We start from the raw sequence: 26507 nt of genomic DNA on the forward strand, positions 1-26507 counted from the left end.
CGTCGCTCAATCCCGGTCCGGGTGGTGCCGGCCCGGCCTGGCGCGATAGGCCGGCAGCGACCAGCCGCGCAGGATCGCCGCGGCGCGGATGGAGAAGCAGGCCGCCATCCCCGCCAGCAGTGCCGGGTCGCGCCAGATGCCCTGCATGCGCAGCAGGACGAAGGTTGCGGCCCCGGCCAAGGCGGCGAGGGCATAGATCTCCTTCCGCAGCAGCAGCGGGATCTCGTTGCAGATCACGTCCCGCAGCACGCCCCCGAAGGTGGCGGTGGCAACGCCGAGCAGCGTCGCGGCCCAGGGTGGGGCACCGGCGATCAGCGCGATCTCCGCCCCCAGCACCGCGAACAGGGAGAGCCCTACCGCATCGGCCCAGAGCAGGGCACGAAAGCGGTTCTCGACGCGATGCGCGGTGAAGAAGACCAGCACGGCGACGGCGCTGGCGACGGCGAGCAGCGCCGGGTCCCGCAGCCAGAAGACCGGGGTGCGGCCCAGCAGGAGGTCCCGCACCGTGCCGCCGCCGAAGCCGGTGACGGCGGCGATGACGATGAAGCCCACCGCATCGAGCTGCTTGCGCGAGGCGACCAGCGCACCCGAGGCAGCGAAGACCGCGATGCCGGCCAGATCCAGCCAGCGCAACAGGGCCTCGACGCCGCTCATCGGTCCGGGGCGCGGCCTATTCTGCCGCGACCATCTGGCCTCGGGCGGCGCTCTCCTTCGCGCTGCCGGCGCAGAGCAACGAGAGGCCGAGCAGCCCGGCCACCACCGGGAGCACCAGCATCGGATAGCCGGCATCGATCAGCAGGCCGATCGGCACCGGGGTGATGGCCGAGCCGAGCGGCAGCCCGGCGGAGACGAAGCCGAAGACCTTGCCGACCTGGCCGGGCGGGCAGGCATCCTTCAGCATCACGTCGCGCGGGGTGCGGGAGGTGCCGAGCGCCAGGCCCGCCACCACCGCGACCACCGGCAGCAGCACCTCCGGCATCGGCACTAGGCCAAGGGAGAGCAGCAGCGCCATGGCGACGAGGGTCAGCACCGTGACCATGCCGAGCAGGTTGCGCTTCGACTTGTCGGCGATCCAGCCGCCGACCAGCGTGCCGCAGGTCGCACCCACCATGTAGCCGGTCAGCGCGCCGGAGGCGACCAGCACCGGCGTGCCCCAGAGCTTGCCGAGCACCGTCACCAGCCAGGCCTGCACGCCCGAGCCAGCCATGGAGGAGAGCAGGAAGAAGGCGAAGAAGAGCAGCATCGGCCGCGACAGCAGCACCTCGTGGCTGGAGGCCGCCTCCGCCGCCCGCGGCTTTGCCTGGTCGCGCAGCACGCCGCTCTGCAGCAGGATCGCCACGACCACCGGCACGCCGAGCAGGCCAACGGTCAGCAGCGCGCCGCGCCAGTCCATCACGCCGAGCAGCAGGGCGATGACCGGCGGGGCGAGGGCGAAGCCAAGGTTGCCGGTGAAGGTGTGCAGCGCGAAGGCCCGGCCGATGAAGGACTTGCTGACGCTGCCGGTCATGATGGCGTAGTCGGCCGGGTGGATGACGCTGTTGCCGATGCCCGAGAGCACCGCGAGGGGCAGGATCATCCAGAAGACCGGGGCGAAGGCCATGGCGGAGACGGACAGCGCCATCAGCAGCGTGCCGCCGATCAGGAAGGGTCGTGCCCCCCAGCGGTCCACCCAGAAGCCGACCGGTGTCTGCAGCACCGCCGTGGTGCCGCTCATCAGCGCGACGGTGAGGCCGAGGGCGGCGTAGGAAACATCGAATTCCGCCCGCCAGGCGAGGAAGAGCGGCGGCAGGCAGAGCATGTAGAAATGCGACAGGAAATGCCCGGTGCCGATCAGCGCGACGATGCGCATGTCTCGGCCACCGGCGGCGCCGGCTTCGGGTTGTGGCAGGCGGGTCATGGTTGGGCCCCGATCGTTGTCGCCGCGCCTTCGGGCGCTGGCAGTGTCCGGCCCTTCCGGGTTAGCCTCGTGCCATGCGCCGCGCAACCGGCATCGGCCTTGTCCTGCTCGGGGGCGGCCTCGCTTTCGGCCTGTCGCCTGCGGTGGCAGCTCGGCGGAATGCCAGGAGGCGCGGGCCCAGGGCCGGCCGGATGCCGAGCAGCTCTGCCGCAACTCGAGCGGCGGGTCGATGCTGCCGGAATGGCGTGTGGCGATCGAGCGGGGGGAGATGGCGACAGCGGCACTGAAGGTAGCGGTGGCAGTGGCGGTCGGGCTGCTCAATGCGGCCGCGATGGTGCCCTAGCTCAGGCCGCCGCCGCGAGGTCCGGCCCTTCCAGGCTCTCGCGAATGAAGCGGATCAGCGGTTCGGCCAGCGGGTTCTGCCCGGCGGCATCGCCGAAGACACACATCTCGGCAGTGCCAAGCGTGGGCAGGCCCGGCACTTCCACCAGCCCCGGCGGCAGGCCGCTGCGGCCGAGCACGCTCAGCGCGAAGCCGGCCTGGGCCGCGGCCGCGACGCCAAGCAGGCTGGCCGAGACATAAACCACCTCGAAGGCCATCCCGGCCCGGGCCAGCGCCGCCAGGGCCCGATCGCGGAACATGCAGCCAGCCGGAAGCATGGCCAGAGGCAAGGGGCGGCCGGTCGGCGCCGCCCAATCCGGGGCGGCGACCCAGACCACGGCCTCGGTCCAGATCGGTCGGCCTTCGGTTTCGCCATCCCGCCGCTTGCCGAGCACCAGGTCGAGCGCGCCGCGTTCCTGGGCGGCCCGCAACTCGTGGCTGCGGCCAACCTCGACCTCCAGGGCCACTTCCGGAAAGGTGCGGGCGAAGCGGGCCAGCAGCGGCGCCAGGTTGCGCGGCACGAAATGGTCGGCGACACCGAGCCTGAGCCGCCCGGAGACCGGTGGCGCGATCATCCGCCGTACCGCCTCGTCGTTCAGCGCCAGGATGCGCCTGGCATAGGCGAGAAGGGTCTCGCCATCACGCGTCAGCACGACGCTGCGGCTGGTGCGCTCCAGCACCCGGCGCTGCACGACCTCCTCCAGCCGCTTCACCTTCAGGCTGACGGCGGACTGGGTCAGGCCAAGCGCCGCGCCGGCAGCGGTGAAGCCGCCCCGCTCCGCCACGGCGACGAAGCAGCGGAGCAGGTCGAGATCGAGGTCGGGAATGCGCATGGGCCAAGCATCCCTCAGCCCATGCGGCGCTTCAATCAGACGTCTTCGTCGTAATCGCCGCCGGCATCGTCGACGCCGCCGGTGTCGTAGTTGCTCGTATCGGTATCGTAGCCGCCGCCCGTCGCGTCACTGGTGGAGGACCCATAATCCTGGCCCCCGCCACCCCAGCCCTGATCGGCCGCGGCCGAACCGGGATCGGTCCAGGGCGAGGAGGCGGGCACTGCCTCCTGGCCGAAATCACCGCCACCGCCGGTGGCGTCGGAGGTGGCCGCCGCCGCAGCGCCATGGCTGCCGGAGAAGGCGTTCATCAGCATGTTGCCGAGCACCATGCCGCCGGCAACGCCCGCCGCCGTCGTCAATGCGGTGCCGAGGAAGCCGGACCCGCCGCGCTGCTGCTGGAGCATCCCCGGGTTGTAGTTCGGGGGATAGACCGGCTGGGGCGGCGGGGGCATCTGCGGAGGCTGGCGGTTGCCGCCGCCGAACATGCCGCCGAACAGCCCGCCACCGCGCTGCTGCTGGGCCGCCTGCGCCTGGGACTGGGCGTTCTGCACCTCCCATTCCAGCTGGCGGATGCGGTTCTGCGACTCGACCAGCGCCGCTTCCTGCACGAAGGCAGTCTGGGTGATGCGGTAGCGGGCCTCCGGATAACGGGCGAAGAGGTCGTTGATCAGCGCATCCGCGTCACGATCGACCGGCGGCAGGTTGGGTCGCGACTGAGTGGCGGGCACGCTGCTACCGCCCCAAGGCCCAGCGGATGGGGCGGCCGCCGTCGCTCCGGCGATGCGCTCCACAAACTGGGTAATGATCCGGCGCTCTTCGTCGTTCATGGTCCTCGTGTCTCCCTGGCCCCGTTCCCGGCGGCCGCCGCCCTGTTTCCGGGCTGGTCCGGCCCTCGGTGCCACGAAGGGCGAAGTGGCCCGGATGCCGAACCGTTTCAAGCGGGGGCGGGGTTGCGCGCCCGTTTGAGGCAGGGGGCCAGCTCTCAGCCGATGCGCGGCGGCAGGCCGAGGCGGCGCCACTCGATCACTGGGCAACGATCCTGCACGAAGCGCAACCCGGCGGCGCGGGCCCGCTCGCCCGCCGCGTCATCCCGGACGCCGAGCTGCAGCCAGACGCTCCGGGCTCCGAGCCGGATGGCCTCGTCCACCACCGCGCCGGCCTCCTCGCTGCGGCGGAAGACATCGACCATGTCGAGCGGCCCGGCGGCGTCCAGGCTCGGGGCGATGGTTGCCCCATGCAGCGACTCGCCGGCGAAGCCCGGATTGACCGGCGTCACGGCATAGCCGCGCCCGACCAGGAAGCCGGCGACGCCATGGCTCGGCCGCTCGGGTTTCATCGAGGCGCCGACCACGGCGATGCGCCGGGTGGTCAGCAGGATGTCGCGGATCTCGGCATCGGACATGGCGTCTTGTCTCCCCATGGTGGACGGGTGCTTGCCTTCCGCCCCGCCGCCCGGCATTCCTGGCGGGCGAAGGGCCTGTAGCTCAATGGTCAGAGCGGACCGCTCATAACGGTTTGGTTGCAGGTTCGAGTCCTGCCGGGCCCATCGTTACTCTCCTATGCTGACGGTCGCGGTGCGGCCGGGCAGCAGCCGCAGCCCCGGCGGCACCTGATCGATTGCGATCCGCACCGGAATGCGCTGGGCGAGCCGGACCCAGCTGAAGGTCGGGTTCACATTGGCGAGCAGATTGGGCCCGGCAGCTCGGTCACGGTCCTCGATGCCGCCGGCGATGCTCTCCACATGCCCGCGAATGGTCGCCCGCTCGCCCATGAGCCGGACGGAGGCAGGGGCGCCGGGAACGATCCGGGGCAGCTTGGTTTCCTCGAAATAGCCCTCGACGCGCAGCGTATCCCGATCCAGCAGGGCCAGTACCGGGCGGCCGGCGGTGACGTAGTCGCCCGGCCGCAGCTCGAAGTTGGTGACGGTCCCGTTGACCGGGGCGATGACCCGCGACCGCTCGAGGTTGAGGCGCGCCACGTCCCGCTCCGCGATCGCCTGGGCATAGGCCGCGGCGGCCTGGTTGGCCTCGGAGACCGCCCGCTCCTGCGCCTGGACCGAGACCGCGCTCTGGTCGAGCCGGGTGACGCGGCGGGCATCGCGCTGCGCCTGCTGCAGCACCTCCCAGCGGGACTGGGCGGCGGCATCGGCCTGCTGCATCGCCAGTTCGAAGCGGGCACGATCGATCTCGAAGAGCAGGGCGCCACGCTCCACCACCTGATTGTCCTGCACCGCGACCGCGGCGACGAGGCCGGAGACGTCGGGCGCGATGCCGACCACATCGGCCCGCACCCGCCCATCCCGCGTCCAGGGGGCAAGGATGTAGTAGTCCCAGAGCTGCCAGCCGACGAGGCCGGCGAGCAGGACGGCGAGGAAGGTGAGGGCGAGGCGCTTCATCCGTTGATCCATATGCGGCCAGCCCAATGGGCGGCGGCGACGATCCCTCCGAGCAGGAGCAGGAAAACTGCCGCATCGAAGAGCGGCGGGTGCCAGAGATGGCGATAGAGACCCAGCCGGGCCAGACCCCGCCGCACCAGCCCGGCCAGCAGCAGCGCCAGGAGCGTCCAGACCAGCAGGGCCGGGACGAAGACGCCGAAGATGTCGAACTCGGCGATCATGCGGCGAGCGCCGCCGGGGGCGGAGGCAGCAGGCTCGGTGGTGCCGCCCGGGGGAAGAGCGCCATCCGCAACCCGCTGAGGGCAAGGGCGGCCGGGCGTGCGCTGGGTTCGGGCAGCGCGGCGAACAGGGCGGCGTCGATCCTTGCCAGGGCCGCTTCCGGCGCCAGGCTGCCGCGGACCAGCCCGGCGGTGGCGCCGATGGCGTCCTCCACGGCGCGTTGTGTCGCCTCTGCCAGCACCGGGGCCGCCCGGCGTAGCCGCAGCAGGTTGAAGGCGGCCCGCAACTCGGCCAGTTCCCGTTGCCCCATCGCCGAGGCATCGGCAGCGCCGAGCCGGGCGGCCAGGGCCTCGAAGCGGTCCAGCATGGCAGCGGCGATGCGACGGAGATCGGCCGGACGCCGCCCCTCCGCCAGCCGCACCAGGTCCCGCCTGTCGGCCTGCACCAGCCGGTCCACCCGCCAGGCGACGCCGGCCCCGCGCACCAGCCGGGTGACGGTCAGCGCCGTGCCGAAGCCGACCATCATGGCGATCCCGCCCTCGATGAAGCCGGCGAATTCCGCCCCGTAGGTCGATTGCAGGGCCAGCAGGGCGAAACCGTTGATGGCGGTGGGGGCCATCCGGGGCGTGAGGCTCGGCACCGCGAACAGGGCGCCGATCGGCAGGTAGAGCAGGCCGAGCACGATCACCAGCGGCACGAACCCGTCCACCATCGGCAGTATGGCGAAGAGGGTGATCCCGGCGACCGCCACGGCGATCAGCGTGCCCTGCATGAAGCGGAAGATGGCCGGCGCCGGGTCATCGAGCTGGGCGAAGAGGCTGGCGCCGACGGCGGCCATCATGGCGGCGGTCGCACCGTCGGGCCAGCCGGCAAGGATCCAGAAGGCGCAGCAGGTGATGACGGAAAGACCGGCCGCAAGGCCTGACAGCCCGACCAGCAGCAGGTCGGCATGGCCGGGCAGGCGCAGCCCGGCCTCGGGCGAGGGGCCGGCATAGGAACCGCTGTCCTGGGCAAGGATTCGTCCCGCATGCGCGCGGCAGGCCGCCCATGTGCTCAGCAGCTCGCGCAGGCGGTCCATCAGCCCCTCGCGCAGCAGGCCTGGCCAGCCCCCTTCGGCCGCGGCGTCGCGCTCGGCGGCGGCGAGACGGGCGTCGAGCGCCTGCACCGCCTCCGGCGTTACCTGGGCGCCGATGGCGGCGGCGACCTCCCGCAGGAGCGGCTCGATCCGGGCCAGCGCCGCCGGATCGGCAGCCTGCAAGGCGGCGACCCGGTCGCCCGCCGCGCTGGCGAGGACCGGCATGCGCCGGGCCTCGGCGCGTAGCACGGGCAACCAGCGCAGCGTCGCGCGGCCGCCATCCTCGTAGCGCGCCTGCTGGAACATGGCATCGAGCGCGGTGCCGTCGCGTGCCAGCCGGCGGCGGTCCTCCGCCAGGCTTGGCACGCCGCCGGATAGCGCATCGCCGGCAAGGCGGGCGACATCGGCTGTCCAGGCCTCCAGCCGGCGGAGCAGCTGCGGCGTCGCCGGGCGCGGCAGCAGGATGGCATGCAGCGCCCAGGCGCAGGCGATGCCGAGGCTGATCTCCTCCACCCGCAGCAGCGCGGTGGTGAAGATGGCGTCCGGTGCGTCCACCGATGGGAAGCCGATGATGCCGGCCGTGTAGCCGGCCAGCATGAAGCCATAGCTGCGCGGCGTCTGGTCCAGCAGCGCCGCGGCAAGGCAGCCGCCGACCCAGATCGCCATGGCGAGCACCAGCAGGGGCGGGGCATTCACCAGGTTGGGTACGGCGAGGACGGCGAAGGCGGCGCCGACAAAGGTGCCGCAAAGCCGCCATATCCCTTTGGCGCGGAGCGCGCCGGCCGAGCCCTGGGCCGTGATATAGACCGTTGTGGCCGCCCAATAGGGCCGTTCGAGACCGGTGCCGAAGGCGATGAAGAGGGCCAGCACCGCCGCGGCGAAGGTGACGAGGGAGAACAGCCACTCCCGCCGGCCAGGCAGCCAATCCACCATCTATGTCCCACTTGCCCTCTGCGCGGCCGGGCGGGAACGCGGCGGCCGAGCGGGGGTTCAGCCGCGCTCCTCCTCCGGGACCGGCACGTCGAAGCCGTTCAGCGTGACCGAGACCATGCAGTAGAGGCCGACCAGGTAGATCAGCTCGGCCGCCCCATGCTCGCCGAATTCCTGCACCGCCTGGCGGTAGCTGAGCGCCGGCAGCACCCCGCCGCCGACCAGGGCCGAGGCGATGTCATAGGCAATGGCCTGATCGCGGGGAAGGTCGCCCGGACGCTGGCCGGCGACGATGGTGGCCAGGGTGTCGTCCGAGAGGCCGCGTTGCTCGGCGGCGATGACATGGGCGTAGATCTCGTAAGCTGAGTGGAAATGCGCGCCGGTGACGAGGATGGCGATCTCCCGAACCGGCTTCGGCAGGCTCGGCGAGAAGGACATCGCCTTGGTCAGTTCCCAGATCGGCCCACCGAATTTCGGCTGATGCAGCCAGGGGTTCCAGGGGCCGAGCAGGGCGCCGTCACCGTCGATGGTGGCGAAGCCCTTGAAGTTCTTCTCGATGCCGGAGCGCATATCGGCATAGAGCGGCTTCTGCTCCTCGGTGAGGGCATCGGGCTGGATCAGGGGGAGGCGCATGGCAGGATCCTTGGAGGTTTTGGCCGCCCGGTGCGGGTTGTGGCCAGGAGGCCGTGGCCCGGGCATCCATCCTGCGATGCGCGCCCCGGCCCGGAGATGTCAGCTGCTGCAGGGTGCGGTCCGCTGCATGTGACGCTCCGGCAGGCGAGGGGGAGGCTAGGCGCTGCTCCGCCGCTGCCGCAAGCTCGGAAGCTGTGCAAATTTATCCCAGACGGCCCAATTCCTGGCCGATTTGCCGCATGATTGGCCAAGACGTGGGACGGTCCGCTCCCACCATGGCTCACGCAGAGCAAGCCGTCCGGTGCGGCCGGGACGCCACCGGCATGGCGCGCCGCTTTCCCTGAGGAGCCCCCGGCGCTAGAACCCACGACAACCCGCCCCCCCTCAGGACTGATGCCATGGCCTCCTACCAGTACGCCTATGTGATGAAAGACCTGACCAAGTCCTATCCGGGCGGGCGCGAGGTCTTCAAAGGCATCACCTTGTCCTTCCTGCCGGATGTGAAGATCGGCGTGCTTGGCCCGAACGGCGCCGGCAAGTCGACGCTGATGCGCATCATGGCCGGGCAGGACAAGGAGTTCGGCGGCGAGGCCTGGGCGGCCGAGGGCGTCCGCGTCGGCTACCTGTCGCAGGAGCCGCATCTGGAGCCCGACCTGACCGTGGGCGAGAACGTGATGCTCGCCTTCCGGGACATGAAGGGCCATCTCGACCGCTTCAACGAGATCTCGCTCGCATTCGGCGAGGAGATGTCGGACGACAAGATGAACGACCTGCTGGCCGAGCAGGCCGACCTGCAGGAGAAGATCGACGCCGGCAATGGCTGGGAGATCGACCGCACCGTCGAGATCGCCCTCGACGCGCTGCGCTGCCCGCCGGCCGAGAGCCCGGTGACCAACCTCTCGGGTGGCGAGCGGCGGCGCGTGGCGCTCTGTCGGCTGCTGCTCGAGAAGCCGGAGATGCTGCTGCTCGACGAGCCGACCAACCACCTCGATGCCGAGAGCGTCTCCTGGCTCGAGAAGACGCTGCGCGACTATACCGGCGCCGTGCTGATCGTCACCCACGACCGCTACTTCCTCGACAACGTCACCAACTGGATCCTCGAGGTCGATCGCGGCCGCGGCATCCCCTACCAGGGCAACTACTCCGCCTATCTGGAGCAGAAGAGGAAGCGCCTCGCCCAGGAGGAGAAGGAGGAGAGCACCCGCCAGCGCCAGCTCGCCGAGGAGCAGGAATGGATTGGCCGCAGCCCCTCCGCCCGGCAGGCCAAGTCGAAGGCCCGCATCCAGGCCTATGAGGAGCTGCTGGCCCGGAGCCAGGACAAGGCGCCCGATCCGACCGAGATCCAGATCCCGCCCGCCCCGCGCCTCGGCAACACCGTCATCGTGGCGGACGCCATCCGCAAGGGCTTCGGCAACCGGCTGCTGATCGACGACCTCTCCTTCAAGCTGCCGCCGGGTGGCATCGTCGGCGTCATCGGCCCGAACGGCGCCGGCAAGACGACGCTGTTCAAGATGATCACCGGTGTCGACAAGCCCGATAGCGGCACGATGACGGTCGGCGAAAGCGTGCAGCTTGGCTATGTCGACCAGAGCCGCGACAGCCTCGACGACAAGAAGACGGTCTGGCAGGAAATCTCTGAAGGCCAGGACCAGATCGTGATGGGCAAGCGCTCGGTACCGAGCCGGGCCTATTGCGCTGCCTTCAACTTCAAGGGTGGCGACCAGCAGAAGCCGGTCGGCGTGCTCTCGGGCGGCGAGCGCAACCGCGTACACCTGGCGAAGATGCTGAAGACGCCTCACAACGTGCTGCTGCTCGACGAGCCGACCAACGACCTCGACGTGGACACCCTCCGCGCGCTTGAGGAGGCGCTGGCCGATTTCGCCGGCTGCGCCGTCATCATCAGCCATGACCGCTGGTTCCTCGACCGGCTTGCGACCCACATCCTCGCCTTCGAGGGTGACAGCCATGTCGAGTGGTTCGAGGGCAACTTCCAGGCCTATGAGGCGGACAAGCGACGCCGCCTCGGTGCCGCGGCCGACCAGCCGCACCGGATCAAGTACCGCCCGCTGACCCGGTAGCGGGCATGCGTCATGCGCATCCCGTGCCGCTGCCGGCACGGCTGGTCCGCACCGCGCGCCTGACCCTGGCGCCCCCGGGCAAGGAGAACCTGCCGGATCTCATCCGGCTGAAGGGGGACTCCCGCGTCTTCGAGCTGATGCTGCACGGCACCCGCTCGGAGGCGCGGACGCGGGAGGAGCTGGAGGACGACATCGATTTCTGGGCCGTGCGCGGCTACGGCACCTGGTGCGTCTTCCACACCGAGAGCGGCGAGTTCCTCGGCATCTGCGGGCTGATGGAACGGCCGGACGGGCGTGGCGTCGCGCTGCGCTTCGCCCTCTGGCCTGAGTGCCGCGGCCATGGATATGCCCGGGAGGCGGCACGGGCGGGGCTCGAATTCGGCCATCGCGCGGGGCTTGCCCGCATCATCGCCGTGGCCTGGGAGGAGAACCGGGCTTCCCGCCAGGTGCTGAGCGACATCGGCATGGAGGCATGCGATGCCTTCGACTACCGCGGCCGCCATATGATCGTCTACGAGAGCCTGGCCTAGCGCGGTCGGCACAGGGTCATGGCTATGTCCCACCGCCCAAGCCATGGCGGGCGGCGCTCGGCCTTGTCACGAGTTGCCGGAAGTCTCGCTCAGCGCAAGCCCCGATCAGGTGGAACCACCTGATCGGAGCCAATAGCCACTGACAAACGGGTCGAGCGGAGCCTGTGCGCCGCCGAGGCGAGCGGAAGCCGCCTTAGCGGCCCTGCTCGCGTGCTGCGAGCTGCTGGATCTGTCCGCGCATCGCCTGCAGCAGCGCGGCGACGGAGCCGTTGTTGCGCTGGATCACGCTGGAATACTCGCTGCGCTGGGTCAGCCGCAGCGAAGTGCCCTCGGCGATGACATCGACCACCTTCGGCTGCCCGCCGATCTCGGCCACGCGCCAATCGAGCGAGAAGGGTGCGCTGTTCGGCCGCTCGATGATGGTGTTGACCAGCACATCATCCTCGGTGCGCTGCTGCGAGCGGCCGAGCGAGAAGCGCACGCCCTGATACTCCCCGAAGCGGGCGGAGAGGTTGCGGATCAGCGTCTCCTCGAACAGCTTCATGTATTCCTGCTGCTCCTGTGCGGAGGCCTGGCGCCACCAGCGGCCGATGATGAAGCGGCCGACGCCGTCGACATCCACGGCGCGGCGCAGCACGGCCGACACCCGCTGGCGGCGGGCGGCGATGTCACGGCTCTGGTCGTTGATCGCCGCCACCAGGTCCTGCCCGGTGGTCTGGATGAAATTAGCCGCCCGGCCAATATCGGCCTGGGCCAGGGCTGGCCCCGGGAAGCCCAAGGTGCCGAAGCCCGTGGCGGTGAGGGCCAGGGCCGCGCCAAGCAGGGTACGGCGGTTGAAGTCATGCATGATCGTCTGTCTCCTGGAGCCGGCTTATCGGCGCTGCTGGTCCATACCAGTCCCAACGCCGTAGCCGGTCGATCCGGCCGCCGCGGGGGCGACCTCTCCTTGATTGCTGATCTCGGCGGCCCGGCGCTGGCGATAGGCGCTGCGCAGGGTGGAATAGCTGTCGAGTGAGGTCCGGTTCACATCGTCGATGGTGTTGATCAGGCTTTCCCGCGTATCGACCACGGTGATGCCGGTCCGGCCATATACCAGCCCGTCCACCACCGCACCCTGGCCGAACCAGCTCAGCGGGTCGGAGACGATGCCGAGGCCGAAGCCCACCAGGTCGCGCGGGTTGGAGGGGCCGAGGACGGGGACAAAGATGTAGGGCCCCTCGCCGACACCCCAGCGGGCCAGGGTCTGGCCGTAATCCTCGGCATGGCCACGCACCCCGAACCAGCGCTCGGCGACGTCGAAAATGCCGCCGAGGCCGATGGTGGAGTTGATGACGAAGCGGCCCAGGGTGTCACCCGCCCGCCGCGGCTCGCCCTGCAGCATGTCATTCGCCAGAATCACCGGCGTGCGGAGGTTGCCGAGCACGTTGCGGATGCCGGTGCGAACCGGCTGCGGCACGGCGGCACGGTAGCCGACTGCCACCGGGCGCAGCGCATATTGGTCGATCGCCTGATGGACGGCATAAAGGCGGCGATTGGTGGGCTCGGCCGGGTCGTTGGTCTGCTCGTATTCGGCGAGCGACTCAGGATCCGAGGCAGGGGGCCGCGTGGCGCAGCCGGCCAGCAAGGCGGCCGCCAGGAGCGGCATGGCCAATGCGGCACGGGCCCCGGGGGGGCGAGGTCTGGTCGGCTGGCGCATATGTCACACTGCTTTCATCGAAGAGCACGAACATCCGGAACATGGGCTCCGGTCGGCGAAGTGCCATGCATCCGCATGCCATGCCGAGAGGGTCATGGCTTGCACCCATATAACCTTGATCCGATGTAACCGATAACGCCCCAATCTGTATCGCTATGCAATGCTTGCGAATGTGACCCCGGATGGGCAGATACACCGCCATGGACCACGCGCTTCCCGAGACCCCGCCGCAGGGAACCCTGCAACGCTGGCTGACCGGCCCCCGTTTCGGAGGGCTGCCGAACTTTGCCGAACTGCCGGCTCCGCTGCTTTCCTTCGAATTCTTTCCGCCGAAGACCGACGCGCTGGAAGCGCAACTCTGGTCCTGCATCCGCCGGCTGGAGCCGCTGCGGCCGTGCTTCGTCTCGGTCACCTACGGCGCCGGCGGCACCACCCAGGCGCGCACGCATGCGACGGTGGCTCGGATCGTCCGGGAGACCAGCCTGACCCCGGCGGCCCACCTGACCTGCGTCGGCGCCTCCCGCGGCGAGGTGGATGACGTGGCGCGAGCCTATTGGGATGCAGGGGTGCGGCACATCGTGGCGCTGCGAGGCGACCCGCCGGCCGGGGCCGAGCGCTACGAGGCGCATCCGGACGGCTATGCCTATGCCGCCGACCTGGTGGCCGGGCTTGCCCGGATCGCGCCCTTCGAGATCAGCGTCGCCGCCTATCCGGAGATGCATCCGACGGCGCTCTCGGCGGACCATGACCTCGACAACCTGAAGCGGAAGATCGATGCGGGGGCCACCCGGGCGATCACCCAGTATTTCTTCGATACGGACGTCTATCTCCGCTTCCTCGACCGCTGCGCTGCGGCCGGCATCACCCTGCCGATCGTCCCCGGGATCATGCCGGTCTCGAACTTTCACCAGATGAAGAAATTCTCGGCCATGTGCGGTGCCGGGGTGCCGCCCTGGATGGGGCGTCTCTTCGAGGGGCTGGACGAAGACCCTGAGACCCGGCGGATGGTCTCGGTGGTGCTGGCGGCGGAGCAGGTGCGGCTGCTGCAGGCCAATGGCGTGGACGAATTCCACTTCTACACGCTGAACCGGCCCGACCTGGTCTATGCGATCGCCCATATCCTGGGAGCCCGCCCGGGCGCGCCGGCCGCGGCGTAAGGCTCGTCCGAGACGTTGATCTGGCGGCGACATGGTGTCGTCAGCGACCTGAGCCATGCGACCAGGGCCGAGTTCGCCGCCCCAACTATGGGTGCGTCCTCGGCGGGCACGCTTGGTTCAAATCCACTCCGCGCCCGAAGCGGCTCTCGGTCAGCGGGTAGATTGCCTGCGTATCAGGCAGACGGGAGCGCCGGGCAGGAAGCGGATACCTGGCCAGTGCGCGACGGCTGATCACTCGACCCGGATGTTCTCGGCCCGGATCAACTCACTCATCCGGTTCCGCTGTTCGGTGAAGAAGGCCTGGAACTCGCCAGGGTCGCTGCCGACCGGGACCATGCCGATCTCCCCCAGCCGTTTCACCGCCTGCGGGTCCCGCATGCCGGCAGCCGCGGCCGCGGCGAGGCGGTCGATCATCAACTGCGGCGTACCCCGAGGCACGTAGAAACCGAGCCAGTCATAGATGTCGAAGCCAGCAAAGCCCTGCTCCGCCACGGTCGGCACCGCGGGCAGGTTGGGCAACCGGTCGATCGTGCTGACGGCGAGGCCGCGCAGCCGTCCCTCCAGCACCAGCGGCGCGGCCTGGGGCAGGGTGGAGAAGACGAATTCGGCATCGCCGGCCAGGATGCCGGCGACCGAGGCGGCGCCGCCCCGGTAGGAGACATGGTTGGCCACGACCCCGGCCTGCCGCAGCAGCATGACCGGCGCCATATGCGTCATCGTGCCGACCCCGGAGGAGGCATAGGGGATCTGCCCCGGCGCCGAGCGCAGCCGGGCGAGCAGCCCCTGGAGGTCCTTCGCCGGATGGTCCGTCCGCACGACGCAGAGCAGGGGCGACTTCACCATCTGGCTGACCGGTGTCAGTGCAGCCGCGAAATCATAGGGCAGGCCTGGAATGAGCAGGTTGTTCACCGCCCCCGCCGCCGTATCGGCCAGCGCGGTATAGCCATCCGCCGCCGCCTGGGCGACGACGCCGGCGCCGACCGAGCCGCTGGCCCCCGCCCGGTTCTCCAGCACCAGAGGCTGGCCGAGCACCCCCTGCATGGCCGGCGCCGCCAGCCGCATGGGGATATCGGCCCCGCCGCCAGGTGGCCAGCTGATGACGATCCGCACCGGCCGGCTTGGCCAGGCATCCGCTGCGCCGGCCAGATGGGGCAGGGCAAGTGCGGCCGCCAGCAAGGGGCGGCGTGGGATGCGGTGCGGCATGACGGAACCTCCCTTGGCATGCACCTGCCATCCTGGTGGAAAGGCTTTGAGGGCCAGGCGGCAAGCAGCCTACAGTCTACACAACGCCAAGGGAGGAAATGGCGATGCAGAACGAGGGCCCGCTAAGCGCGGAACAACTGCGCCAATTCGAGGAAGAGGGATGGCTCTTCCTTCCCGAGACCTTCAACCCCGAGGAGATCGCCGTCCTGTCACGGGAGGCCGAAGCGATCTATGCCGAGAATCGGCCGGAGATCTGGCGCGAGAAGTCCGGCGCGCCCCGCACCGCCTTCGCCGCCCATACCTTCAACGAGGCCTTCCGCCTGCTCGGCGCGCATCCCCGGCTGATCGGGCCGGTGGAGCAGATCTTCGGCGAGCAGCTTTACATGCATCAGTTCAAGATCAATGCGAAGGCGGCCTTCACCGGCGATGTCTGGCAGTGGCACCAGGATTACGGCACCTGGGCCCGCGATGACGGGATGCCGGAGCCGCGCGCCATGAACATCGCCGTCTTCCTCGACGAGGTGATGCCGATCAACGGCCCGCTGATGCTGATCCCGCGCAGCCAGAGGCACGGCACGCTCGAGGCCGGGCACGACACCAGCACCACCTCCTACCCGCTCTGGACGCTGGACGATGCGGTGGTGACACGGCTGGTGGAGGAAGGCGGGATCGTCGCCCCGACAGGCAAGCCGGGCGGCGTGCTGATGTTCCATGGCAACCTGGTGCATGGCTCGGCGCCGAACATCACCCCCTATCCGCGGAAGATCGTCTATCTGACGCTCAATGCGGTCTCGAACCACATCCGCAGCCCGACCCGGCCGGACTGGATTGCCCATCGCGACTTCACCCCGATCGAGCCGGTGCCCGCCGAGGCGCTGACCGATTACGCACGGCGCTGGAAGCAGGCGGCGGAATAGGCATCCGTCCGCCGGTTCAGCCGTTGCTGCCTCCACAGAGGAAGGAGGCAGCGATGTCCGGTTCCGGTGAGATTCGCCCGCATATGGAAGTGGTGGGTGCCGATGGCGAGCATGTCGGCACGGTGGATGGGATGGAGCGCGGCGCGATCAAGCTGACGCGGCGCGACGACCCGGATGGCAGCGGCCAGCACCATCACCTGGTCCCGCTATCGGCCATTCGCATGGTGGAGGGTAGCCGCGTCTGGCTCACCCTGCCGGCGCAACAGGCCCGTGCCATGGTGGTGGGAGGCATGTCGCCCGAGGCGATGGAGGAGGGGAGCGCGCCCAGCGACGAGGGGATCGCCCGCCCGGACCGCACCGGCATCTCGCCCATGGAGGGCGGCGCGAGCGGCAATATCCATGGCGGCGGCAGCAGGGCGCCGAGCGGCGGCGGGGCAGGGGGCACTGCCTCGCACAGCATGGGCAGCGGCGGCGGCATCGCCAATGACCCGAACATGGACCCGAGCGGGCGGGGCGACCCCGACCTCTGATTGGTCTGCCCGGAGCATGACCGGCGCCTCATGGCGCGCCGATCATGCTCCGATGCGGCCTGGCCTCAACCGAGCCAGTCGTAGACGCGGACGAAATCCACCGAGATATCGAGGTGGTTGACGCCGGTGTCGTTCGGCGAGCCGCCATACCAGGTTTCGCTGGCGGCGCCGACATGGCCCTGCAGCCCGACGGTCATCATCTGGTGCGGGATGTTGTCCGTATAGGTCTTCATCACCTGGCCATCGACCGTCATCGTCAGGCGGTCCGGCGTCCATTCCAGCCCGTAGACATGCCACTGGGTCAGGTCGAGCTCGAAGGAGTGGGTGACGAAGACATCGCCGCCATTGGCATCGGCCCAGTGCTCCGTGAACATCCCGCCGCCCTTCGGGGTCTCGAGGATATCGACCTCCGGCGGCCAGACGCCGTCCGCGGAGGGCCAAAGCAGGAAGCACGGACCCGCCCCCCAGACCTCCTCGCTTACCTTGGCCATGATCTCGACCTTGCCGTACATGAAGGAGAAGCCGGGATTCCACTGGTTGGGCGTCGTCGAGATGCCGCCCGTGGTCCAGATGCCGTCGGCCTGCTTGCTCACGCCGATATTGAGCGCGCCGTTGCCGACGCTGACTTCCGAGCTGTCCCAGCGGAAGGCGCCGTTCCAGTAGGTCGCGTTGCCGTAGCTGATCGGCCATTTCGTCGAGTCGACCCGGGTCCCGCTGAACTCGTCCTGGAAGACCAGGCCGCCGAACTCGCCCGAGCCGGTCAAGGGCGCGTAGCTCCAGTTCGGGTCGACCAGCGTGTTCATCGCCGCGCCGGTGACACCGGCCAGGAACACGCCATCGCCCTCGCTCGTCCCGTAATGGATGAGCGTACCGGTAACGCCGCCCTTCGTGACCGTCTCGCCCCAGGCGACATAGGTGCCGTCCGTGGCGAAGGAGAGGCGATCCTCGCCGACCTTGAAGTCGGTGATGACGTCCTGCCCATCACCCGGCGTGAACTTGAAGACGTCGGCACCGCTACCGCCGGTCAACTGGTCATCGCCCAGGTCGCCGGTGATGGTGTCGTTGCCGGCGCCGCCCATGATCGTGTCGGCGCCAAGCTTGCCGGTCAGCGTGTCGGCATCGGCGGTGCCGGTCAGGGTGAGGTTGGCGGAGGGGGGCGGGGCCTCGAAGAAGGAGAAGGACTTGATACCCGTTGCCGTCAGGTCGAGCTGCGATTCCGCCACCGCCTTGCCGTTGTAGGTGGCGCTGTCGAGGTAGAGGTTGCGGTCGGCGGCGAGTGAGCCGCCCCAGCCGTCATTGAGGAAGTTGACCTCGACCTGGTGGGTGCCGGCGACCCAGTCGCCCTTCAGGGTGAGGGTGTCGAACTGGCCGGAGCCATAGAGCGCCGAAGCCGTGAAGGTGCCGCCGATCTGCGTACCATCCACCTTCACGGTGTATTGGGCGCTGCCGCTCCAGGCCTGTTGGCTGAGCTTGAGGACGAGGCTGTCGGTCCCGGTCCCGGCGGTGAGGTTGACGGGGGCGAAGCTCGGCTGCTCGACGAAGTTGAAGGCCTGGATGCCGGTGCGGCCGAGGCTCAGGCTCGAGGCATCGACTGTCTTGCCATTGTAGATGGCGCCGTCGACATAGAGGTTGCGGTCCGTACTGGCGGAGCCGCCCCAGCCGTCATTGAGGAAGTTGACCTCGACCTTATGGGTGCCGGCCGACCAATCCCCCTTCAGGGTGAGGGTATCGTACTGCCCGGAACTGTGCAGGGCCGAGGCGGTGAAGGTGCCGCCGAACTTCACGCCATCGACCGTGACGGTGTACTGGGCGCTGCCCGCCCAGGCGTCCTGGCTGATCTTCAGCACCAGGTGGTCGGTCCCGCTCCCGACCGTGAGGTTGACAGGGATGAAGGCGGAAGGCGGGGGTTGATCGACGAAGGTGAAATTCTGTTGCAGCAGCTTGGTCAGGGCGAGGGTCGAGCCGTCGATCGCCTTGCCGTTGTAGCTGGCGCTGTCGATATAGAGGTTGCGGTCGGTATCGGCGGTGCCGCCCCAGCCATCGTTGAGGAAGGTGACCTCGACCTTATGGGTGCCAACGGCCCAGTCACCCTTCAGGGTGAGGGTGTCGGACTGGCCGGAACTGTGGAGTGCGGAGGCGGTGAAGGTGCCGCCGACCTGCACGCCATCGACCTTCACGATATACTGGGCGCTGCCCTGCCAGGCATCCTGGCTCAGCTTGAGGACAAGGGTATCGGGACCCGTCCCGGCGGTGAGGTGGACGGGGACGAAGGCGGAAAGCGGCGGCTCCTCGACGAAGCTGAAGGATTGCTGGAGCACCTTGGTCAGGTCGAGCGCCGAGCTCTGGACCGCCTTCCCGTTATAGGTCGCGCCTTCGACATAGAGGTTGCGGTCGGTATCAGCGGTGCCGCCCCAGCCGTCGTTGAGGAAGGTCACCTCGACCTTGTGCGTGCCGACAACCCAGTTGCCCTTCAGGGTGAGGGTGTCGTACTGGCCCGAGCCATGGAGCGCCGAGGCGGTGAAGGTGCCGCCGATCTGCACGCCATCGACCTTCACCACATACTGCGCGCTGCCGTTCCAGGCGTCCTGGGTGATCTTCAGCACCAGGCTGTCGCTGCCGCTTCCGGCGGTGAGGGCGACCGGGGCGAAGGCGGGCGCGACCGTAGCCGTGGTCGTCAGGGACTGAGTCGTCAGGGACTGCGTCGCCGACAGGGTCGGTGATGGCGCCAGCTTCGGATCCAGCAACCAGTCGATCTTCAGCCCGGTCATTTTGGGCAGGAAGACGGTATCCATCCTGGACGCGTTGTAGACGAGGCTGGTCCCCCAGACCCCATTGACCGAGGTCTCGTAGATCCAGGGCTTGTAGGTGCCGCTGCTGAGGGACAGCCGGTCGGTGCCAAGCTTGAAATCGGTGATCGTGTCAGCGCCGTCACCCTTCTTGAAGGCGAACAAGTCCGCGCCTGCACCACCGGTCAGCAGATCGGCGCCTGCGCCGCCGGTGATGGTGTCGGACCCAGCGGTCCCCTGGATCGTATCCTTGGCGGAGGTACCGGTGATGACGGACATAGAACCCTCGTTGCTCGGCGCCGAGAGGCGCTCTCGGCCTGCGTATACAACCATCAGTTGATATTTCAGTCAATCGCTCTACCGAATGTGAGCATAAAATATTGCGTGATCATGGAACCAATACGATTAAAGATCGAACAAGCTGGTTAGGTACGAAGAGGCGCAGCCGATCAGCGTCGGCCGCCGGCAAATAGGTACGATTTCGTATTGATAAACCCGCGGCAGCCCAAGAGCCAGCCGCTTTTTCAACTATAACGCGAAATCCCGCAGCTGACCCTTCACGTTTGAGGGCCTCTCGGGTCTCTCACGCAGTGAGTTGCTGCCGCATCGGTCGCGGCTTGGCCTCTCCATGCAGGCGATCAGCCTTGCATCAGCCGCCCATAGACTGGCCTGAGCAGGAAGGGGCTGAGGAACATCGGCACCTGGCCGAGCGCGAAGAAGAGTAGCACACCCGGATCGGCCGCCGCTGGCAGCACGGCCAGGAACAAGGCCTGGTTGCGGTTGCCTGCGAGCAGCCCTGCCGCCAGCGCCAGCCGCAGCCCGGCCGGACGCAGCAGCAGCACCGTCAATGCGTTCAGGCCGAGATTGCCGGCGAGCGCCAGCGCCATCCCGCCCAACACCCAGAGCGGCTCGGCCACCAATCGCGCCTGGACGCCATCCATCACACCGAAGGCGAAGACTACCAGCACCACCACGACCAAGCCATCGACCGACCGGCCCGCCGCCTCCAGCCGTGCCGGGCCCAACAGCCGCCGCAACAGCAGCGCCGCCAGCGCCGGCAGCCCGACCACCAGGAGCAGACGCAGCATCAGTCCGCCGACGGAGATGGCGAGGTCAAACCCGAGCAGGCCAAGCGCCAGGGGCGGCGCGGTGAAGGGCACCAGCGCCGTCGTCACCAGGGCCACCAGCAGGCTGATCTCGGCATCCAGCCCATTGAGCCGGGCGAAGGCCGGAGCCGTGGTCGCCGCGCAGCTCGCCGCCATCAGCACCAGGCCGGCACCGAGCGGCCCGTCCAGCCCCGCCACCCGTGTCACCCCAAAGGCGATCACCGGGCAGGCCAGCAACACCCAGGCCGAGAGTCCCGCCACCAGCCAGGGCCGCCGCACCCAGGCCAGGATCTGCGCAGGGTCGATCCGCAGCAGCACCAGCGTCATCAGCAGCGCGACCGCCGGGCTCACCACCCCCCGCGTCGCCGCGGCCAGGGGCGCGCAGGCGATGCCGGCGAGGATGCTGGCGGCGAGCAGCGCCGTGCCATGGCGCGCGAACCAGTCGAGGAGGCGATGCAGGGCCAAAGGAGGTTCGGGGGCACCGGCGCGGTTGGAGAGGTTCGCTCGACGTTCTATATGCAGGGGGGTGTCCGCACCACTCCCCACCCCCCCTTCCTCCGGCGATGACTACCTCGCCCGCCTCAACCCCGAGCAACGGGAGGCGGTCGAGACGCTCGACGGCCCGGTGCTGATCCTGGCCGGGGCCGGCACCGGCAAGACCCGGGTGCTGACCACCCGCTTTGCCCATCTGCTGAAGACCGGCCGCGCCTGGCCGGGCCAGGTCCTCGCCGTCACCTTCACCAACAAGGCAGCGCGGGAGATGCGGGAGCGCGTCTCCAGCATCCTCGGCCAGCCAGCCGAGGGGCTCTGGCTCGGCACCTTCCATGCCCTCTGCGCCCGCATGCTCCGCCGCCATGCCGAGCTGGTGCGGCTGACCAGTGGCTTCACCATCCTCGACACCGACGACCAGATGCGCCTGCTGAAGCAGGTGATGGAGGCGGCGGGCATCGACCTGAAGCGGTGGCCCGCCCAGGGGCTCATGGGCCAGATCCAGCGATGGAAGGATCGCGGCCTCTCGCCCGAGCGCGTCACCCCCGCCGAGGACACCGACTACGCCGCCGGCAAGGCACGCGGCCTCTACGCCGCCTACCAGTCCCGCCTGCGCGACCTCAATTGCTGCGACTTCGGCGACCTCATGCTCCACATGACGGAGATCTTCCGCACCCATCCGGAGGTGCTGGCGGATTGGCACCGCCGCTTGCGTTACGTCCTGGTGGACGAGTACCAGGACACCAACCTCGTCCAGTACTACTGGCTCCGCCTGCTGGCGCAGGGGCACCGGAACATCTGCTGCGTCGGCGACGACGACCAGTCGATCTATTCCTGGCGCGGTGCCGAGATCGAGAACATCCTCCGCTTCGAGAAGGATTTCCCGAACGCCAAGGTGGTGCGGCTCGAATCGAATTACCGCTCGACCAAGCCGATTCTCGCGACCGCCTCGCATCTCATCGCGCATAATTCCGGCCGGCTCGGCAAGACGCTGCGCACCGGGCGCAACGATGCCGAGGGGGAGAAGGTGCGCGTCGTCTCGCTCTGGGATTCGGAGGAGGAGGCGCGGATGGTCGGCGAGCGGATCGAGGCCTTCCAGCGCAGCGGCCACAAGCTCGCCGAGATCGCCATCCTGGTGCGCGCCGGCTTCCAGACCCGCGCCTTCGAGGAGCGGCTGATCACGCTTGGACTGCCCTATCGCGTCGTCGGTGGCCTGAAATTCTATGAGCGCGCCGAGATCCGCGACGCCATGGCCTATCTGCGCGTCCTCGCCCAGCCGGCGGACGACCTGGCCTTCGAGCGCATCGTCAACACCCCCAAGCGCGGTCTCGGCGACACGGCGATACGCCGGATGCACGAGATCGCCCGCGGCGAGAGCATCCCCCTCGCCGCCGCCGCGCATCGCCTGCTGCCGAGCCTGACGGCCAAGCCACGCGCCGCTCTCGGCGAGTTGCTGCACGGCTTCGCCCGCTGGCGCGAGGGGCTGGCGAAGGAGGGTCATGTCGTCGTCGCCGCCACGCTGCTGGACGAGAGCGGCTATACGGAGATGTGGAAGCAGGACAAGTCGCCCGAGGCGCCGGGTCGGCTCGAGAACCTGAAGGAGTTCATCCGCGCGCTGGGCGAGTTCGAGAGCCTCGCCGGCTTCCTCGAGCATGTCGCGCTGGTGATGGAGAATGACGAGAATTCGGATGGCGACCGTCTCTCGCTGATGACTCTGCATGCCGCGAAGGGGCTGGAATTCGACACCGTCTTCCTTCCCGGCTGGGAGGAGGGACTCTTTCCCCATGCCCGCGCCATGGAAGAGGGGGGCGAGAAGGGTCTCGAGGAGGAGCGCCGCCTCGCTTACGTGGGCATCACCCGCGCGCGCAAGCAGGCCATCATCTCCGCCGCCGCCAACCGCCGCATCTACGGCAATTGGTCCGCCTCCGTCCCCAGCCGCTTCCTCGAGGAATTGCCAGCTGCCCATATCCAGCGCGAGGGCAGCGCCAGCATGGCGCGGCAGCGGGTGGCCGACATGCCCTCCGTCTTCACCGGCGCCGGCGGGCTGCAATCGCGCAAGCCGCGGGTGATCGAGGCCGGCGCCTGGGAGGTGCAGGCCCGTCCCTCCCATGCGCAGCCGCTGAAGCCCGGCGAGCGGGTCTTCCACAAGAAATTCGGCTACGGCCGCGTGACCGCGGTGGACGACAACCGCGTCGAGGTGGATTTCGAGAAATCCGACCCCAAGCGGGTCCTCGACAGCTTCCTGGAGCGTGCCTGATGCCTGCCGAATGGCCGATGCCCCTCTCTCGCCGCCGTGCCGAGCCGCTGGAGGTGCTGGCGATCGAGGGGCTGCCGGAGGCGGCCGTCCCTGCCTTCGAGGCCGCCTTCCAGACCGTCTGCGCGACGGTCGCCTATTTCCGCGACGAGCCGAGCGAGACCTGGCGGATCGAGGGCGTGCGCGAGGCGGGCGCCGGCGATGACGAATTGGAAGGTGCCCTCGCGCTCGCCGCCCTGGTCTCCGGCATCGAGCAACCCGTCTTGCAGACCGGCCCGATCGAGGCCGAAGGCTGGCTCGCCCGGACCATCCAGAGCTTTCCGGAGGCGCCGATCGGTCGCCGCTTCCTCATCCGCCCGACCCATCTGCCGAACCCGGTCACCTATGGCCGCATCGTGCTGCGGCTGGATGCGGGCATGGCCTTCGGCAGCGGCGAGCATGCCTCGACCCAGGGCTGCCTGATGGCGTTCGAGGCCATGGCGCATCGCCGCCCGCGCCGGATCCTCGATCTCGGCACGGGCTCGGCGATCCTGGCGCTGGCGGCGGCGAAATGGCTGAAGCGGCCGGTGCTGGCGACGGATATCGACCCCTGGTCGGTCCGCGTCGCGGCGGAGAATGCGGCCCTCAACGAGGTGCAGCGGCTGCTGCGGCCGCGGCTGGCCGATGGCTGGAAGAGCCGGGTGATGCGGCCGGGCCGCTACGACCTGATCTTCGCCAATATCCTGGCGCGCCCGCTCTGCGCCATGGCGCGGGAGCTGGCGCTGCATCTGGCGCCGGGCGGCACCGCCATCCTCGCCGGCCTCCTGGGTACCCAGGCCCGGCTGGTGCTGGCGGCGCATCGGCGTCAGGGGCTGGTGCTGGAGCGGCGCATCGATATCGGCGCGTGGACCACCCTGGTCCTGCGCCGATAACGGTGCTGACCTCTCGCAGCCTGTGGCCTCAGCGGGTGAGTTCGCCCCGCGCGACGCGGCTGAGATCGCCGCGGGTCAGGCCGATATCGGCCAGTTCACGCTCCGAGAGCGAGGCCAGCTCGGCGCGGAGCCGGGCGCGGGCCGGCCAGCCGAGGATCGCATCGGCGATCCGGGCGAGGCCCTTCACCAGCGCAGCCTGGTTCGCGCGGCCGGCCGCCTCGCGCAGCGAGGCCATCTGCTCGGCAGCGGGGTTGCGGGGCAGGGGGAGGAGCAGAGCCGCCTCCGCCTTGGTCATGCGGGCGTCCATTGTCAGGGTTCCAATCTCTTGCGATCCGGGGCGAGGCAGGCATTCCCGTCTCGCTTCGCAATGCAGCAATTAGGCTCGGAGAAGGATTGTTGCTCGTGCGAAGGGCACAGCGGAGCCATGCGTTTCATGCGGGACTTCCTGTAACACCCTGCATTTTTGCTTTACCAATTCGTGAGGAGTGCCGATGACACCCGCCGAACGCCTCGCCGCCCTCCGCGCCGAACTCGCCCGCGCTGGGGTCGATGGTTTCCTCATCCCCCGCGCCGACGAGTATCTCGGGGAATACGTGCCGCCCTCGGGCGAGCGCCTCGCCTGGCTGACCGGCTTCACCGGCAGCGCCGGCCTCGCCGTGGTGCTGATGGACCGCGCCGCGCTCTTCGCCGATGGCCGCTACACCACCCAGGCCGCGCAGCAGACCGACCCGGCGCTCTGGGAGCAGCGCCACATCACGGAACAGCCGGCCGCAGACTGGCTGGCCGAGCACGCCGCCGGCCGCCGCATCGGCTACGACCCCTGGCTGCATGCCGAGGCGGCGCTGGCGCGGCTGGAAAAGCCCGGCGTCACCTTCGTCCCGCTACCCGCCAACCCGTTGGATGCGGTCTGGAGCGACCGCCCCGCCCCGCCCATGGCCGCGGCCCAACCCCATCCGCTGCGCTACGCTGGCATCCCCGCGGCGGAGAAGCGCGCGACGGCAGCCGAGACCCTGCGCGCCGCCGGCGAGGATGCCGTGGTGCTGGCCGATCCGCATTCGCTCGCCTGGTTGCTGAACATCCGCGGCGGCGACCTGGCGCATACCCCGCTCGCCCTAGGCTTCGCCCTGCTGCGCGCCGATGCCTCGTCCGAACTCTACATGGAGCCGGGCAAGATCCCGCCCGAGACGCGGGCGCATCTCGGCAATGACGTGGTGGTACGGCCGCGGGTCGAGCTGGCGGCGGCGCTCGCCGCGCTCACCGGCAAGCGGGTGCGGATCGATGCCGAGGCGACGCCTGCCTGGTTCGCCGCCCGCCTCCGCGAGGCCGGCGCGACCATCGTCCCGGGCGAGGACCCCTGTCGCCTGCCACGCGCCTGCAAGAATCCGGTGGAGCGCGAGGGCGCGCGCAGCGCCCACCGGCGGGATGCGGTGGCCCTGGCGCGCTTCCTGGCCTGGTTCGCCGCCGCAGCACCAAGCGGGCGGGAGAGCGAGATCAGCGCCGCCGACCGCCTGCTCGCCTTCCGCCGTGAGGTCCCGCTGTTCCAGGCGGAGAGCTTCCCCGCCATCAGCGGGGCAGGGGAGAATGGCGCCATCGTGCATTACCGGGTGACGCCGGAGAGCAACCGGCCCATCCACCCGGACGAGTGCTACCTGATCGACAGCGGGGCGCAGTTTCTCGACGGCACGACCGATGTGACGCGTACGCTTTGGACAGGACCCGGCCTCGCGCCGGCGACGCTCCGGGCACGCTACACGCGGGTACTGCAGGGTCATATCGGCCTTGCCACGCTGCGCTTCCCGAAGGGCGTGGCCGGGCCCCATATCGATGCCATTGCCCGCCGCGCGCTGTGGCAGGCCGGGCTCGATTTCGACCATGGCACGGGGCACGGCGTTGGCAGCTTCCTCTCGGTGCATGAGGGGCCGGCCTCCATCAGCCGCGCCGCCAAGCCAGTGCCGCTGGCGGCGGGGATGATCCTGTCGGACGAGCCGGGCTACTACCTGCCGGGCCAGTACGGCATCCGCATCGAGAACCTGCTGCTGGTGCGGGATGCCGAGGCGCAGCCGGATCAGGTGAAGCCCTTCCTCGAATTCGAGACGCTGACCCTTGCCCCCTATGACCGCGCCTTGATCGACCCCGCCCTGCTGACGCCGGCGGAGCTGGATTGGGTGGATGCCTACCACGCCCGCGTCCTCGCCCTGGTCGCGCCCGGCTGCGATGCGGCAACGGCCGCCTGGCTCGAGGAGGCATGCCGCCCGATCTAGTGTCATGGTGCGCGCTTGGTGATCGCATCACCCGCGCCCGGCAGGATGAGGGTGAGGTCGGTGCCCGTCAGCCGAGCGGTGACATCCCGGGCCCGAAGCCCTGGAGCACGAGCGCCGCGTGGGTGCTGCCATGGCCGGCCTCGCCAGGCTCGGGCAGTGCCATGCGGAACCCCTCCCATCCACCGATGCCGATCACCAAGCGGCTGCCGCTGGCGCGCGGGGCGCT

At 69.4% G+C, this 26507-nt stretch carries 23 protein-coding genes and 1 tRNA gene; 9 read left to right on the forward strand and 15 right to left on the reverse strand.

The genetic code is table 11. The annotated features are described in order from the left end of the window. Positions 1-6: 6 nt before the first annotated feature. From BLR02_RS06950 to BLR02_RS06970, 5 genes are all read right to left on the reverse strand, one after another. A complete protein-coding gene (locus BLR02_RS06950) occupies positions 7-654 on the reverse strand; it encodes a trimeric intracellular cation channel family protein (RefSeq protein WP_090564658.1) in 648 nt (215 codons plus the stop codon). A 16-nt stretch (positions 655-670) separates the two neighbouring features. Next, a complete protein-coding gene (locus tag BLR02_RS06955) occupies positions 671-1897 on the reverse strand; it encodes an MFS transporter (protein WP_090661915.1) in 1227 nt (408 codons plus the stop codon). A 344-nt stretch (positions 1898-2241) separates the two neighbouring features. Further along, positions 2242-3111 carry a LysR family transcriptional regulator gene (locus BLR02_RS06960; RefSeq protein WP_090564653.1) on the reverse strand — a complete coding sequence of 290 codons (870 nt, stop codon included), beginning with the start codon at positions 3109-3111 and terminating at the stop codon, positions 2242-2244. 35 nt (positions 3112-3146) lie between these two features. Further along, on the reverse strand, positions 3147-3938 hold the full coding sequence (locus tag BLR02_RS06965; protein WP_090661917.1) for a DUF2076 domain-containing protein: 792 nt from the start codon (positions 3936-3938) through the stop codon (positions 3147-3149). A gap of 155 nt (positions 3939-4093) precedes the next feature. Continuing rightward, positions 4094-4513, reverse strand: a complete 420-nt coding sequence (locus BLR02_RS06970; RefSeq protein WP_245704666.1) for a CoA-binding protein — start codon at positions 4511-4513, stop codon at positions 4094-4096. 71 nt (positions 4514-4584) lie between these two features. On the opposite strand from BLR02_RS06970, the gene BLR02_RS06975 reads away from it, so the two are divergent. Further along, positions 4585-4657, forward strand: a tRNA-Ile gene (locus BLR02_RS06975). A gap of 3 nt (positions 4658-4660) precedes the next feature. On the opposite strand, the gene BLR02_RS06980 is transcribed toward BLR02_RS06975, so the two are convergent. The 4 genes from BLR02_RS06980 to BLR02_RS06995 are packed head-to-tail and all read right to left on the reverse strand — an operon-like array spanning position 4661 to position 8363. Then, positions 4661-5506 (reverse strand): efflux RND transporter periplasmic adaptor subunit, encoded by an 846-nt coding sequence (locus BLR02_RS06980; RefSeq protein ID WP_245704667.1) that lies wholly within the window; start codon positions 5504-5506, stop codon positions 4661-4663. Next, positions 5503-5727 carry a DUF1656 domain-containing protein gene (locus BLR02_RS06985; RefSeq protein ID WP_090564646.1) on the reverse strand — a complete coding sequence of 75 codons (225 nt, stop codon included), beginning with the start codon at positions 5725-5727 and terminating at the stop codon, positions 5503-5505. Before BLR02_RS06985 ends, BLR02_RS06980 begins: the two co-directional genes overlap by 4 nt. Beyond that, on the reverse strand, positions 5724-7733 hold the full coding sequence (locus BLR02_RS06990; protein ID WP_090661923.1) for an FUSC family protein: 2010 nt from the start codon (positions 7731-7733) through the stop codon (positions 5724-5726). Before BLR02_RS06990 ends, BLR02_RS06985 begins: the two co-directional genes overlap by 4 nt. 57 nt (positions 7734-7790) lie before the next feature. Continuing rightward, positions 7791-8363, reverse strand: coding sequence for a carboxymuconolactone decarboxylase family protein (locus tag BLR02_RS06995; protein WP_090564642.1), 573 nt, complete (start codon positions 8361-8363; stop codon positions 7791-7793). A gap of 398 nt (positions 8364-8761) precedes the next feature. On the opposite strand from BLR02_RS06995, the gene ettA reads away from it, so the two are divergent. Further along, positions 8762-10441: an energy-dependent translational throttle protein EttA gene (gene ettA, locus BLR02_RS07000; protein WP_090661926.1), complete on the forward strand. Its 1680-nt coding sequence runs from the start codon at positions 8762-8764 to the stop codon at positions 10439-10441. Positions 10442-10446: 5 nt separating this feature from the next. Continuing rightward, a complete protein-coding gene (locus tag BLR02_RS07005) occupies positions 10447-10971 on the forward strand; it encodes a GNAT family N-acetyltransferase (protein ID WP_090564638.1) in 525 nt (174 codons plus the stop codon). 193 nt (positions 10972-11164) lie between these two features. On the opposite strand, the gene BLR02_RS07010 is transcribed toward BLR02_RS07005, so the two are convergent. Continuing rightward, positions 11165-11818, reverse strand: a complete 654-nt coding sequence (locus BLR02_RS07010) for an MlaC/ttg2D family ABC transporter substrate-binding protein (RefSeq protein ID WP_090564636.1) — start codon at positions 11816-11818, stop codon at positions 11165-11167. Between the two features lie 24 nt (positions 11819-11842). Then, positions 11843-12616: an MlaA family lipoprotein gene (locus BLR02_RS07015; protein WP_090564634.1), complete on the reverse strand. Its 774-nt coding sequence runs from the start codon at positions 12614-12616 to the stop codon at positions 11843-11845. A 251-nt stretch (positions 12617-12867) separates the two neighbouring features. On the opposite strand from BLR02_RS07015, the gene metF reads away from it, so the two are divergent. After that, a complete protein-coding gene (gene metF / locus BLR02_RS07020) occupies positions 12868-13824 on the forward strand; it encodes a methylenetetrahydrofolate reductase [NAD(P)H] (protein ID WP_090564632.1) in 957 nt (318 codons plus the stop codon). A 231-nt stretch (positions 13825-14055) separates the two neighbouring features. On the opposite strand, the gene BLR02_RS07025 is transcribed toward metF, so the two are convergent. Continuing rightward, positions 14056-15027 (reverse strand): Bug family tripartite tricarboxylate transporter substrate binding protein, encoded by a 972-nt coding sequence (locus BLR02_RS07025; RefSeq protein ID WP_090661929.1) that lies wholly within the window; start codon positions 15025-15027, stop codon positions 14056-14058. A gap of 104 nt (positions 15028-15131) precedes the next feature. On the opposite strand from BLR02_RS07025, the gene BLR02_RS07030 reads away from it, so the two are divergent. Both BLR02_RS07030 and BLR02_RS07035 read left to right on the forward strand, forming a co-directional pair. After that, positions 15132-15944, forward strand: a complete 813-nt coding sequence (locus BLR02_RS07030; RefSeq protein WP_090564629.1) for a phytanoyl-CoA dioxygenase family protein — start codon at positions 15132-15134, stop codon at positions 15942-15944. Positions 15945-15997: 53 nt separating this feature from the next. Further along, positions 15998-16474 (forward strand): DUF2171 domain-containing protein, encoded by a 477-nt coding sequence (locus BLR02_RS07035; RefSeq protein ID WP_090661933.1) that lies wholly within the window; start codon positions 15998-16000, stop codon positions 16472-16474. 65 nt (positions 16475-16539) lie between these two features. On the opposite strand, the gene BLR02_RS30825 is transcribed toward BLR02_RS07035, so the two are convergent. Together BLR02_RS30825 and BLR02_RS07045 are read right to left on the reverse strand one after the other, a co-directional pair. Then, complete coding sequence (locus BLR02_RS30825; protein WP_281201032.1) at positions 16540-19539, reverse strand: carbohydrate-binding domain-containing protein; 3000 nt, start codon at positions 19537-19539, stop codon at positions 16540-16542. Between the two features lie 359 nt (positions 19540-19898). After that, positions 19899-20831 (reverse strand): hypothetical protein, encoded by a 933-nt coding sequence (locus BLR02_RS07045; RefSeq protein WP_176849403.1) that lies wholly within the window; start codon positions 20829-20831, stop codon positions 19899-19901. A gap of 61 nt (positions 20832-20892) precedes the next feature. On the opposite strand from BLR02_RS07045, the gene BLR02_RS07050 reads away from it, so the two are divergent. Continuing rightward, positions 20893-23112, forward strand: coding sequence for an ATP-dependent helicase (locus BLR02_RS07050; protein ID WP_245704668.1), 2220 nt, complete (start codon positions 20893-20895; stop codon positions 23110-23112). Next, the gene (locus tag BLR02_RS07055) at positions 23112-24020 is read left to right on the forward strand and encodes a 50S ribosomal protein L11 methyltransferase (RefSeq protein ID WP_408735507.1); all 909 of its coding nucleotides are present in this window, start codon (positions 23112-23114) and stop codon (positions 24018-24020) included. The genes BLR02_RS07050 and BLR02_RS07055 overlap by 1 nt, the downstream gene beginning before the upstream one ends. A gap of 28 nt (positions 24021-24048) precedes the next feature. Here the strand turns inward: BLR02_RS07055 and BLR02_RS07060 are convergent, their stop codons facing one another. Then, positions 24049-24327, reverse strand: a complete 279-nt coding sequence (locus tag BLR02_RS07060) for a DUF1127 domain-containing protein (RefSeq protein WP_218127436.1) — start codon at positions 24325-24327, stop codon at positions 24049-24051. Between the two features lie 184 nt (positions 24328-24511). Here BLR02_RS07060 and BLR02_RS07065 point away from each other — a divergent pair, with 184 nt between their 5' ends. Further along, entirely contained in the window at positions 24512-26281 is a 1770-nt protein-coding gene (locus tag BLR02_RS07065) for an aminopeptidase P family protein (protein WP_090661942.1), read from the forward strand. Positions 26282-26507 lie beyond the last annotated feature (226 nt).

This window comes from Belnapia rosea (genome assembly GCF_900101615.1).
Taxonomy (GTDB): Bacteria; Pseudomonadota; Alphaproteobacteria; order Acetobacterales; family Acetobacteraceae; genus Belnapia; species Belnapia rosea.